Here is a 12,946-nt window from a genome sequence, read left to right as displayed (position 1 = left end):
CCTATTATTCTTATTTGTTTTTGTCGGTCATTCTTGTTCCGATATGATGGAATCTTTCTTAAAAAAAGCAAGTTGGTTATCTGTATCTTCGTCCGCAGGAAAATCAAAAAGATCGAAGGATTCATTATCCTGCATCTGGAATAATTCATCCACATTCGGCAGATCATCAATTGTGGTCAATCCGAAATAATTCATGAAATAATCGGTTGTGCCATAAATGATCGGTCTTCCGGGTGTTTCCGAACGGCCGAGTTCCTTTATCAAGCCTCTCAGCAACAGCCTTTGGACCAAGCCTGCTGACTGCACGCCGCGGATCTGATCGATTTCCATCCGCGTCAAGGGTTGCTTGTATGCGATGATCGCCAGCGTCTCCAGGGCAGCTTGCGATAAGTGGGTCGCGAATGGCGAAACAGCGTACATTTTTATGAGTTCTGCATACTCTCTTTTTGTGGCGAGTTGGTATCTTTTGCGGGTTTCGATAAGCGTCAAACCGGAGTGGATGTTGTCGTTATGACTCGCCCGCATTTCGGCCAACAGATTTTGCGCTTCCAATGGAGTGGTCTCCAATAAAGAGGTGATTTCATCCATACTCAAACCATCATCCCCTGCCACAAACAGCAGACTCTCCAGTGCCCCTTTTTTATTCATTTGCTAAAACTCCTATATTGCGTAGTATATAAATGTCTCCATACGTGTTCTCTTGCGAAAAATTGATTTTTCTTTCTTTGACCAATTCCAGCATCGCCAAAAATGTATTCACGATCTGCGATTTGGTCTGCACTTCAAAGAAAGCCGTAAAGGGAAGCTTCTGGTCAGAATCATGCGGTAGGTTCTCCAACTTCTCCATGATCCAACTCATCGTCTGATCCACCGTATGTTGATCCTGTTCCATTCTGGCCTGAAGCGGCTTTTTCTTCTGCAGTTTCTGATACATTTTCTGAAGCGCGGCAATCAGATCCGCCGCAGAAACTTCGCCTGGAGCAAGCGGGACTGCTTGTTGGAGGTCCTCCAGATCCGTTGCCGGCTTTGTGAAATACAAGCCGCGTTCTTGTTCCATGGTTTTCAATGCCTTGGCGGCTTCCTGGAATTGCTTGTATTCCACCAATTGCTGAATCAAGCTTTCCCTTGGATCTTCGCCCTCTTCATAAAACTCCTCTTCGAAGGTCACTTCTTTTTTCGGAAGCAACATGCGGCTTTTTATCTCCAAAAGCGTCGCAGCCATCAGCAGGTAATCGCCGGCTATATCCAATTTCATCTCCTGCATCGTGTCCAAGTAACGCAGATATTGGAAAGTCACTTCCGCAATCGGAATATCGAAAATATCGACTTTCAGCTCTTTGATCAAGTGCAGGAGAAGATCCAATGGTCCCTCAAAATCCGGCAATATGAGGGTGAGTTCATTTTGTTCGCTCACAATGATCCACTCGTTTCCTCATCGCTTCGGTTCTGCTGTTTCTGGTTCCATTTGGCGATGAACGGCGCGGTTTCCAGAGTCCCATTGATTGCGCTTGTTGGATAGTGTTGCTGCAAGCCATCCAGCAACCGATGCACGATGCCTTCCTGCCGGAAAGAAGGCGAGACAGCGATATGACGAACCAACACCATTGCTTCATGTATTTGCACACCTATCAAAGCAACGATGTTATCTGTCTCTTCATCTTTCCACAAGAATAGTTTCCTATCGACATTTTCAATGTAGCTTTCCATTTCAGGCTTCAGCCTCGCTACATTTTTTAGATCTGTCACATAAGAAAGCAGACCCATAGCTATTTTTTCACATGATTGATTATAAGAAATGAACACTTCGATCTCCTTCTCACTTTGTATTTACCCCGATAGCCGTTACAGGGCAGCCAATACATTCTTCAATAAAGCTTTGAATGTTTCTTTGACTCGGGTTGTCGTTTCGACGACTTCTTCATGATTTAGGGTCGCTTGCATGCCTGAAGCTAAATTAGTTATACAGGAAACACCAAAAATGCGCAAACCTGCATGACGCGCTACTATGGCCTCCGGTACTGTGGACATGCCGACAGCGTCAGCACCCAGCACCCGGCACATACGGATTTCTGCTGGCGTTTCGTAAGTCGGACCTGTCAGGCCAAGATATACGCCCTCCTTCAGATCCAATCCCATCTCAGAAGCGACTTGTTTGACTGTCTCTTGATATTCGGCATCGTAGGCTTGGCTCATATCCGTAAACCGAGGCCCCTGCGCGGGATCATTCGGACCGATCAATGGGTTTTGGCCCGTCAGATTGATGTGATCCGTGATCAGCATCAGATCCCCAGGTGTGAAGGCATAACTGATGCCTCCGGCCGCATTTGTCAGCGCCAATGAATGAACGCCCAGATGCTTCATTACCCTGATCGGAAAAGTAACCGCTTCGAGTCCGTAACCCTCATAGAAATGAAAGCGTCCTTGCATGGCGATGACTTTTTTTCCGCTCAGGTTCCCGTATACAAGTTGGCCTTTATGTCCTTCAACCGTCGATACGGGGAAATAAGGGATTTCCTCATACGGGATCGCAATCGCGTCCGTTATTTCATCAGCCAACTCACCCAAGCCTGAACCTAAAATCAGGCCGAACTCAGGTTCCAATAAGCCTTTTTCTTCCAAAAATTCGGCGGCTATCCGCACATTGTTTTGGTCATTTGTCATTTTCCCACACCTCACTAGTCCAATTCATCCAAAAAGCTGCGGCCGTTTTGAGTAGCCGCCACCCGAAAATTATCGGATACGGTCGCGCCGATATCCGCAAACTTGCCTTGATCCATCTTACCGCGGCCTGCCATTTTTTTCGAATAAGCCAATAATGGAACATATTCGCGCGTATGATCTGTTCCCGGGAAGGTTGGATCATTCCCGTGATCTGCGGTGAGCAACAGCAAATCATCATCCGCTAAAGCAGCCAATATTTCAGGAATGCGCGCATCAAAATCTTCGATTGCCTCAGCATACCCTTTCACATCCCGGCGATGTCCGAACAGAGCATCGAAATCAACCAAGTTCAAGAAGCTTAGGCCCCGGAAATCTTTTTCCATGACCGTCAACAGCTGGTCGACGCCGTCCATATTGCTTTTCGTGCGCACATATTCCGTGATGCCTTGGCCGTTGTAGATGTCATTGATTTTGCCGATTGCGATGACATCGTAGCCGGCTTCCTTCAGATGATCCAACGTTGTTTGCCCGAATGGGTCCAAGGCGTAATCGTGCCGATTGCTTGTGCGGGTAAAATGGCCTGGAGTCCCGATATACGGTCTGGCGATGATCCGACCGATCATATAGGGGTCCTCCAAAGTGATTGCTCTGACATATTCGCAGATCGCGTACAATTCTTCAAGCGGAATGATGTCTTCGTGTGCAGCAATCTGCAGCACCGGATCCGCCGAGGTGTAGACGATCAGATCACCAGTCTTCATTTGGTGCTCACCGAACTCATCCAGGATTTCGGTCCCGCTTGCCGGCTTGTTCCCGACAATTTTCCGGCCTGTATGATTTTCGATTTTCTCGATCAATTCAAGCGGGAACCCTTCAGGAAAAACGCGGAATGGCGACTGAATGTTCAACCCCATGATTTCCCAATGGCCTGTCATCGTATCTTTGCCGACGGACTGCTCCTCGAGTTTTGTATAGTAGCCGATGGATGCGCTGTCCGGTTTGACGCCGCTCAGTTCGCGGATGTTGCCCAAACCCAACTTTTCCAGATTAGGAATTGCCAGCCCGGCAACTTCAGCGATATGCCCAAGCGTATCCGAGCCGACATCGCCAAACTTGTCTGCATCAGCTGCTTCGCCGATGCCGACTGAATCCATCACAATCAAATGGATGCGATTAAATTTCATGATTCTGTTCCTCCCTTATCCTCAGCGGACTTGATTCGTTATGTTTCAAGCACGAGGATGATACTTTTGGTAGATTTCTGCCATTCTTTCTGTTGTGATGTGCGTATAAATCTGGGTTGTGGAAATATCGGCATGCCCCAACAGTTCCTGCACAATCCGCAGATCCGCCCCATTTTCCAGAATATGCGTCGCAAAGGAATGGCGCAGCATGTGCGGCGATACATTTTTTTGGATGCCGGCATCCCGCACGGTTTGCTTCAGATTTTTCCAGATCCCTTGGCGGGTGAAGCCATTGCCATGGAAATTCAGGAACAGGAAGGCCGTTTCTTTCCTCCCATGCGCTAAAGCAGGCCGACTGTCCGACAAGTATTCTGCAATCCAGAAGGCGGCTTCCTCTCCCAAAGGCACGATTCTTTCTTTGTCGCCCTTCCCGATTGTTTGGATGAACCCGATATCCAGATGGATTTCGTTCATCGTAATGTGGATGAGTTCACTGACGCGAAGGCCGGTGGCATACAACAGTTCCAATATCGCGCGATCCCTTAGCCCCAGAACGGTTTTGACATCCGGCGCAGCCATCAAGCGTTCGATTTCACCCATCGAGAGCACTTTCGGCAACTTTTGTTGTTTTTTCGGCAGCTGGATGGTGACCATCGGATCGTTGGCGATCAATCCTTCTTGCTTCAAATATTGATGGAATCTCCGGAGACTCGTGATCATCCTGCCGATAGAGGCTGTCGCCAATTTTTCTTCATTCAAAAATTGAAGATACAAAAGCACATCCGGTTTGGTCACATCCCCGAACGCATGAATGGCATTCTTTTCCAAAAAATGGCTGTACTTTCTGAGATCCCGCTGATAACTGATGATTGTATTGTCGGACAACCCTCGCTCGATCCTCAAATAACGTCCATATTCATTGATTTCTTCTTCCATGTCGGTAACCCATTTCATCCTTTTGAGGCTATTTATTCCTCATTTTTTGTTGGCATTCGCGGCAGATGCCATGGAAAGTCAAACGATGGTCTTTTACCACGAACTGATAGCGGGCTTCGACATCTTTTTCGACCTCACCCAGCAGATCCTCGTGTATTTCCTCGATGTTCCCGCATTCGATGCACAAAAGATGATGATGGAAATGCTCATTACTGGTCCTTCTTAAATCGTAGCGGGATAAGCCATCTTCAAACACTACTTTGTACGTGATGTTCAATTCGGTCAAGATTTCCAATGTGCGATAGACCGTCGCAAGGCCGATATCAGGATGTTTAAGCCGCAACAGCAGGAAAATCTCCTCCGCACTGAGATGCTCCTTTTCCTTTTCCAGAAGCACGCCGACAGTCGCTTCCCGTTGTGGAGTGAGCTTGAATCCTGCCTCTTGCAATTGTTTTTTGATGGTGTTTAATGACAATTCCGTCACTGCTGTCGGCTCCTTTGAGGACAGGTTTATGACCTAATCCTTTTTGATTAATTTTGTGTGTCCATCTTCTTGGATGATCAGTCTGGCCTTCAACAAATGGCCCAAAGCTCTTTTGAATTGCGCTTTGCTGATGCCGAAGTATTCTTTGATTGCTTCCGGATCACTTTTGTCCCAATAAGGCAAACTATGCGTAGGGCTCTGCTGCAGCAATACCAAAATCATGGCCGCATCCTCACTGATTGCTTCATGCGCACGCGGCTTCAAGGACAGATTCAGCATGCCGTGTTGACTGATGCCGACGACCCGACCGCTGACGACTTCGCCCAAGCGCGGTTCAATCTCCCGCTCAGATGGGTGGATGAACCCGATGTAATCATCGTCCGTCAAGATGAACGTCCCTATTAATTTCAAACGGAAGACTGTTCCGGTAATGTCCTTGTTTTTCAATTCCTCACCCGGAGTACGGGAAATGGAACGGAATACCGGTTCGTCGGCGATGATGCCCCACAGACGATCTTTGCTGTCCTGCTCCAGGGCGATCAGAAGACGATCTCCCTTTTTTGGCCAGAGTGATTTGATGTCGGGCAAGTTATCCAAGGAAACAACAATTTCCTTGTCTTCAAGGCCGATGTCCACAAACACGCCTAGGTCTTTCCGGACAGCTACAACTTTTCCCCAACCATATTGGCCCACTTGGCTCGCTGGCTCCTTAAAGGTCATGCGAAGCTGCTTGTTCATCCCTTCGTACACAAATCCTTTGACAGTGTCACCTAATTGCAATGCCGTTTCTGACTCTTCTTTATCCAATCTGTAGGTGATGCCGTCTTTCTGAACGAAGACACTTTTTTCGTTCTCGTCCACGATCACACCTGTAATGATTGTACCCAGTACTTTACTCATATTATTCCTCCAGACGGTCTTTCCGTCGCTGTATTTCTTCCATTTTATCATATCACAAAATGATTTCCAAAGCGTCGTTGTTGTGAGCTTGTTATATTTGTGACATTTATGATATATATATACATTTTATCCCCTCGGCTTGCGGAAAGAGAGAGCAGATTATGCTTAAGCAAAGCAAATGGGTCCGAGACTCTCGTCCCAGACCCAAAGATGCTCTCTAATTTAGTTAAGCTTAGATGGTAGTTGTTGCACCACGGTAGATGATGCCGCGACGAGAATCGATTGTGATCAATTCGTTGTCTTGCACTAATGTAGTCACGTTTTCTGCTCCTACGATTACCGGAATGCCGCTTGCGATACCGACTACAGCAGCATGACTTGTCAAGCCGCCAGCTTCAACGATTACCGCTGCAGCTTTTTCAAATGCAGGCGTATAGTCTTTATCAGAGTTCTTCAACACTAAGATGCAGTCCTCTGTCACTTTAGCGATTGCTTCCTCAGCTGAAAGAGCCACGACAGCTTTACCGATGACAGATTTGTCGCCGATACCTTGGCCGGAAGTCAATTTCGTTCCGATCAATTGGATCTTCATCAAGTTGGTAGTGCCGCGTTCGCCTACTGGTACGCCGGCAGTGATGATGATCAAGTCGCCTTCTTTAGCGAAGTTTTCTTCTTTGGCAACTTTTGCAGCCAATTCCATCATTTCATCAGTTGAATCTGGTTTTTCGGTAACGAACGGATACACACCCCATGAAAGGGCCAATCCACGTCTTTGACGCTCCGAGAAAGTGATTGCTACGATGTGTGATTTCGGACGGTATTTAGAGATCATGCGCGCTGTATGTCCAGACTCAGTAGCGGCAACGATTGTTTGGATGTTAAGATTGCGGGCAGTATGTCCAACCGATTGACCGATTGCTTCAGCCATATCCGTGTTGCTGTATGCTTTCAAAGCAAATGCATCTTGTCCAACGATCGCTTCTTCAGTACGGATAGCGATTGTAGCCATTGTCGTAACAGCTTCAACCGGGTAATCACCAGCAGCAGTTTCTCCGGATAGCATAACTGCATCAGTTCCGTCGAAGATAGCGTTGGCAACGTCTCCTGCTTCAGCACGTGTAGGACGTGGGTTGCGTTGCATAGAATCCAGCATTTGAGTTGCTGTAATGACTGGTTTGCCTAAAGCGTTACATTTTTTGATCAACATTTTTTGTGCGATAGGAACTTCTTCAGTAGGGATTTCTACTCCTAAGTCACCACGGGCAACCATCAAACCTTGAGAAACTTTCAAGATTTCGTCGATGTTATCAAGACCTTCTTGGTTTTCGATTTTAGGGATGATTTGGATGTGGGTTGCATTATGTTTTTCCAAAATTTCAGTGATAGCCAATACATCACTTGCGCGACGTACGAAGCTTGCTGCGATGAAATCAACATCATTTTCGATACCGAAGATGATATCATCAGCATCTTTTTGTGTAAGACCAGGGAAGTTTGTTTTGATGCCGGGTAGATTGACACCTTTTTTGTTTTTCAGGATGCCTGAGTTTTTGATCAAAGTAACAATTTCATTGTTCTCTTTGTCAAGTTCAGTCACTTCAAGGTCAATCAAGCCGTCATCCAATAGGATGTGGTTTCCGACAACAACATCGTTGATCAATTCTGGGTAAGTGATAGAGAATTTATCTTTCGTACCCTCAACTTCTGTCATGGAGATTCTTACTGTTTCGCCGGTGATCAACGACACGATGCCGTCCTTCATGTTGTTTGTACGGATTTCAGGTCCTTTTGTATCCAAAAGGATAGCGCACATTTTGCCTGTAATTTTTGATGCTTCGCGGATGTTGACGATACGAGCGCCATGCTCTTCAAAGTCTCCGTGCGAGAAGTTCAAGCGGGCAACGTTCATGCCTGCATTCATCAATTTAACGAGTGTTTCTACAGATTCACTGGCAGGCCCGATCGTACATACAATTTTTGTCTTTTTCATAGAAAATAAGCACCTCATTTTATATTTTGTAAAACGTAAGTCAACTTTTCGTTAGAAAGAAATTTCTTTGTTGATTTGGTAAAGCGACAATAATGGCAAGTGTTTTTGGTTCTCAAGTGTATCGATGATGTCGTTGAAAACAACTTCATCGCCCTTGACGCCTACACAGATTCCGCCTTTGCCTTCTTCCAACATTTTAACGGCATTGTAACCGAAGATGCTTCCCAATACGCGGTCCTTCGCTGATGGAGATCCGCCGCGTTGCACGTGGCCCAGAACAGTGACACGTGTGTGGAATTCATCGAATTTGGAAAGTTTCTCCGCAAATTCATTTCCTGACATTACACCTTCAGCCAACATGATGATCGTATGTTTTTTGCCGCGTGCTCTGCCTTCCTGGATTTCAGCGACTACTTCTTCCATCGTAAATTCTTTTTCGGGAATGACGATTGATTCCGCGCCACTGCCGATACCAGTCCATAAAGCGATGTCGCCGGCATTTCTGCCCATTACTTCAACAACGAATGTACGGATATGGCTTGTTGCAGTATCTCTGATTTTATCCACAGACTCCAATACTGTATTGATCGCAGTATCAAAACCAAGCGTATAATCTGTTCCTGGAATGTCATTATCGATTGTTCCTGGAATACCTACTGTCGGGAAGCCTAATTTAGTAAGCGCTGCTCCTCCACGGTAGGATCCATCCCCCCCGATTACGATCAGGCCATCGATGCCGAATTTCTTCAACTGCTCGATCCCTTTAAGCTGTCCTTCACGTTTTGCGAACTCCGGATAGCGGGCAGAATATAAAATTGTGCCCCCGCGGCTGATTGTGTCCCCAACATCATCAATCGTCAGACGACGGAAATCTCCAGCCACCATACCTGCATAGCCATAATTGATGCCATATACTTCTAAACCGTCATAAATGCCTTTGCGCACAACGGCGCGAATGGCGGCATTCATTCCTGGTGCATCTCCACCACTTGTCAAAACTGCAATACGTTTCATTAGACTTCACCTCATCAATAAAGTTAAAAACTCTCAATTTCCAAAAAAATCATGCATTAAATATTTTTTGAATTTGTCCTTCACTATCTTATCATCTTTTTATGAAAATGTCTTTTAATTTCACGTTTTTTTGATTGTTAAAAAAGAAACAATGAAAAATAAGGGCTTTTTGTCCGGAATATCGCCACATTCGGACAAATTGTTATTACTACCGCCCTCCTCCGACGAATCCGACACACTAAGGCTCAACCAAAACGGCTGAACAAGTCTAGGCAGCTTTCGCTTTTATGAAAACAGTATCCGGATATCAACTTTTAACTTTCATTTGACAGCAACATTTCCATTCCCAAAAATAGCCTGCAACGCTTCAAGCAGATCGGCCGAAATGGTGACCCAATTTTCAGCTGTCAGGCGCATCGTTTGTTTTTTGGCTTCGTTGTACAGGATGACAGGATGGTCCCCCGGGTGCTTATTCAGGATCCGATACATTTTCCCGAACAATTCAGACGTGTTGTTTTCCGCCGTCAACCGGATGAAGACATTCTCCTTTTTTTGACCCATCATTTCCTGATAGGCTTCAGCATCCCAAATATGCGTGACCAAAAAATTCGTTTTTTCGGCTTGTTTCGACCGCTCCAGCTTGCCTTCGGCGACAAGCAACTGGTTTGCTTTCAGCAGTTTCATGAACCGGATATAGTACTCGGGGAAAATCGTGATGCTGATTTCACCGGTACTGTCTGTCATGTTTGCGAATGCCATTGGGTCGCCCTTCTTTGTCTGGATTCTTCGGATGTCTTTGATCAGTCCCATCGTCCGCATTTTTTTGTCGTAAGCCAGCTCGGTGACGTACACAACTGCACCGTTGTTGTACAATTTGCCGAATTGATCGATCGGATGGCCTTTCAAAGAATGGCCCAGCGCAGCCTCTTCCAAATCCAGCAATTCCAACAGGGGCAGTTCTTCCGTTTCAACATATTTCGGTTCCAGTATCGAAAAGAGATCGATGTTGTTTCCGCTGTAATCGATGCTGTTCAGCATACCCGGCAGCGACTCAAGCAGCGTCGCGCGCGAATGCCCGAAACTGTCGAACGCCCCACTATAGATGAGCGGCGTGATGTTTTCGTTCTTCAGCCACTTCGGATGGATCCTTCTCAAGAATTGAACGAAATCCTTGTAGTGCCCATGACCTTGGCGTTCTTTGATGATCTCCTGGATAAAATCGCGTCTGAGGCCTTTGATTCCGCCCAAGCCGAATTGGATCGTCTGTTGCTGCAGTGCAAATTTCCAGTTGCTTGTGTTGATGTCCGGATAGGAAATGCTGATGTTGCGCCTTTTCAGTTCGATGAAGTATTCCCTCATCTTATCCGAGTGTTGGTTGACGGAATTCAGCAAAGCTGCGAAAAATGCTTCCGGGAAGTGCGCCTTCATGTAGGCAAGTTGGTAGGCTATGAAAGAATAGGCGACCGAATGCGAACGGTTGAACCCGTAATTGGCGAACCGCTCGATGTAGTCATACACTTGCTCGGCTGTCTGCTCGGAATAGCCTTGCTGCAGCGAGCCTTCAATAAAGTGTCTTCTTTCTTCATCGATGGCCGATTTTTGTTTTTTGCCTATCGCTCTTCTGAGGATATCCGCTTCCCCCAAACTGAAGCCAGCCATCCGGGAAGCCACCTGCATGACCTGTTCCTGATAGACCATTACCCCATAGGTTACCTCGAGGATCGATTTCAGATCAGGATGGAGATAATCGATTTCGGTCAGCCCTTTTTTCCGCGAAATGAAGAGGTCGATCTGTTCCATCGGACCCGGCCGGTAAAGCGCATTGACGGCGGCAATATCTTCGATCGATTCCGGCCCGAGCTTGCGCAACACATTTTTTATGCCGGGGGATTCAAACTGGAACACCCCATTCGTATCCGCTCTTCGGAATATATCGAGCGTCAGATCATCATCCATCGGTATTTCCAAAATGTTGATGCTCTCTTTGTGCGCATCGCTGGCCAACTGCACCGCATCGTTCAGTATCGTCAGATTTTTCAGCCCCAGGAAGTCCATTTTGAGCAAGCCGATTTCTTCGATGTTGCCCATCGTGTATTGCGTCAGATACAGATTGCTGTTTTTCTTCTGCAAAGGCACAATGTCCCTTAACGGATTGTCGCTGATGACGACGCCTGCCGCATGAGTGGAAACATGCCTCGGAACGCCTTCGATTTTTTCGGCAGTCTCATACAGGAGGCGATTCACATCCGTCGCGCTGATCAGATTCTGCAGTTCTTTCGATTTCTGCCTTGCCTCAGCCAGACTGATGCCCAATTGATTCGGGATTGCATTAGACCAGGCTTGCGCCTCCGCAACCGTTAGTCCGAAGACTCTGGCGGTATCCCGCAAAGACATTTTTGCGGCCAACGTCCCAAATGTGGCTATCTGGGCGACGTGGTCCGAACCGTATTTGTCCCGGACATAATGCAAAATATCATCCCTTCGGTTATCCGGGAAATCCAAATCGATATCCGGCAAGTTGTAGCGTTCTTTGTTCAAAAACCGCTCAAACAACAGATTGTATTTGATGGGATCGACATGGGTGATGCGCAGGACGTATGACACGAGCGAACCGGCGGCAGATCCCCGGCCGGCTCCCGGCATGATCTTCGCTTTTCGGGCATACGCCATCACATCCCAAACGATAAGGAAGTAATCATCGAAGCCCATTTCATGGATGACTTCCAATTCGTATGCCAAGCGTTTTTCATATGCTGCATCCGGGACAGCGATCCGCTGACGCAGCCCTTCTTCGCAGAGCCTCCTGAGGTATGCCTGCGGCGTCGTCCCGGCCGGCAGCGGGTAGCGCGGCAGCAGCGACTGATGCAGCGGCAGATCGATTTCGATTTCGTCCGCAATATTCTGGGTCGTTTCAGCCGACTCGACCAAATCGGCTTCCCGGAATTTCCTTTCGATTTCTCCGCAGGACGGCAAGTAATACGTGCCATCCAAAGCTTCCGACTGCAGATCCACCTTTTCGTTCGATTCGATCGCCTTCAGGACACGGCAACTGAAATTGTCGCTCGGTTCCAGATATCTCACATCATGCATAGCTGTTGTCGGAATGTTTGTTGCCTGTGATAAACTCTTCAATTGCGGAATGATCGGTTTCATTTTCTCGTGGAGCTGAACGCCTAAATAAAAATTGCCGTGGGTGAAGATTTTTTTCCAGGCCAAACTGGCTGCTTTGGCATTCTCCTGATCATTTCCGTTCAAAAAGCTTTCGATCTCGCCCTTTTCTCCTGGGGTGATCGCGATGATGCGGCTGGAATCATCCTCCAAAAGGGAAAGCAATTCCTTATCCGAAGCGTCCTGATTCCTGACTGTCGACAAAGCCATCAACTTTTTGTAGCCTTCAAAATCCTTCGCCAACAAGACCAAAGGAAAGGTGCGATCTTTGCTGATGATTCCGGGAAAATCCAGTTGGATCCCCAGAATGGGTTGGATAGCATATTTTTTGCAAATTTTGAAGAAGTCGACTTGACCATAAAGGACATTTTGGTCCGTCAATGCGATGGCCTGATAGCCTTTTGTCTTGGCGCTGCGCACCAAATCCTCTATTCGGGTAGTCGTCTGCAAAAGAGAATAGGCACTGATGACCTGCAAATGCACAAAAGACATGTCTGAGACCTCCTTTTTCTAATCAATATTACCATTATAGCGTACCCATCCTAATCCAAGAAGCGAAAAAGTCGTTGGGCAAGTAATGCTTGTCATCTCCAAAAAAAGTGATAAAAT

General features: G+C 46.9%; 11 protein-coding genes. All 11 read right to left on the bottom strand.

Annotated elements, in window-relative coordinates; all coding sequences use genetic code 11:
• Window positions 1–27: 27 nt before the first annotated feature.
• Window positions 28–648, bottom strand: coding sequence for an SMC-Scp complex subunit ScpB (gene scpB / locus C8U37_RS06020; RefSeq protein ID WP_108032364.1), 621 nt, complete (start codon window positions 646–648; stop codon window positions 28–30).
• A complete protein-coding gene (locus C8U37_RS06015) occupies window positions 641–1,414 on the bottom strand; it encodes a segregation/condensation protein A (protein ID WP_108032363.1) in 774 nt (257 codons plus the stop codon). Before C8U37_RS06015 ends, scpB begins: the two co-directional genes overlap by 8 nt.
• Window positions 1,411–1,707 carry a GNAT family N-acetyltransferase gene (locus C8U37_RS06010; protein ID WP_245879769.1) on the bottom strand — a complete coding sequence of 99 codons (297 nt, stop codon included), beginning with the start codon at window positions 1,705–1,707 and terminating at the stop codon, window positions 1,411–1,413. Before C8U37_RS06010 ends, C8U37_RS06015 begins: the two co-directional genes overlap by 4 nt.
• A 135-nt stretch (window positions 1,708–1,842) precedes the next feature.
• Window positions 1,843–2,661 carry a purine-nucleoside phosphorylase gene (locus C8U37_RS06005; RefSeq protein WP_108032362.1) on the bottom strand — a complete coding sequence of 273 codons (819 nt, stop codon included), beginning with the start codon at window positions 2,659–2,661 and terminating at the stop codon, window positions 1,843–1,845.
• Between the two features lie 14 nt (window positions 2,662–2,675).
• Complete coding sequence (deoB, locus tag C8U37_RS06000) at window positions 2,676–3,845, bottom strand: phosphopentomutase (protein WP_108032361.1); 1,170 nt, start codon at window positions 3,843–3,845, stop codon at window positions 2,676–2,678.
• Window positions 3,846–3,890: 45 nt separating this feature from the next.
• Window positions 3,891–4,781, bottom strand: a complete 891-nt coding sequence (xerD, locus tag C8U37_RS05995; protein ID WP_108032460.1) for a site-specific tyrosine recombinase XerD — start codon at window positions 4,779–4,781, stop codon at window positions 3,891–3,893.
• Window positions 4,782–4,809: 28 nt separating this feature from the next.
• Complete coding sequence (gene fur, locus C8U37_RS05990) at window positions 4,810–5,265, bottom strand: ferric iron uptake transcriptional regulator (RefSeq protein ID WP_108032360.1); 456 nt, start codon at window positions 5,263–5,265, stop codon at window positions 4,810–4,812.
• 33 nt (window positions 5,266–5,298) lie between these two features.
• Entirely contained in the window at window positions 5,299–6,165 is an 867-nt protein-coding gene (locus tag C8U37_RS05985) for a CvfB family protein (protein WP_108032359.1), read from the bottom strand.
• 232 nt (window positions 6,166–6,397) lie between these two features.
• Window positions 6,398–8,155: a pyruvate kinase gene (gene pyk / locus C8U37_RS05980; RefSeq protein ID WP_108032358.1), complete on the bottom strand. Its 1,758-nt coding sequence runs from the start codon at window positions 8,153–8,155 to the stop codon at window positions 6,398–6,400.
• A 51-nt stretch (window positions 8,156–8,206) separates the two neighbouring features.
• Window positions 8,207–9,169, bottom strand: coding sequence for a 6-phosphofructokinase (pfkA, locus tag C8U37_RS05975; protein WP_108032357.1), 963 nt, complete (start codon window positions 9,167–9,169; stop codon window positions 8,207–8,209).
• A 321-nt stretch (window positions 9,170–9,490) separates the two neighbouring features.
• Complete coding sequence (gene dnaE / locus C8U37_RS05970; protein ID WP_108032356.1) at window positions 9,491–12,829, bottom strand: DNA polymerase III subunit alpha; 3,339 nt, start codon at window positions 12,827–12,829, stop codon at window positions 9,491–9,493.
• Window positions 12,830–12,946 lie beyond the last annotated feature (117 nt).

The sequence above is a fragment of the Trichococcus patagoniensis genome (assembly GCF_003051085.1).
GTDB lineage: Bacteria > Bacillota > Bacilli > Lactobacillales > Aerococcaceae > Trichococcus > Trichococcus patagoniensis.
Note: the sequence above shows the minus strand (reverse complement) of the source record. Positions and strands in the feature narration are given on the sequence as shown.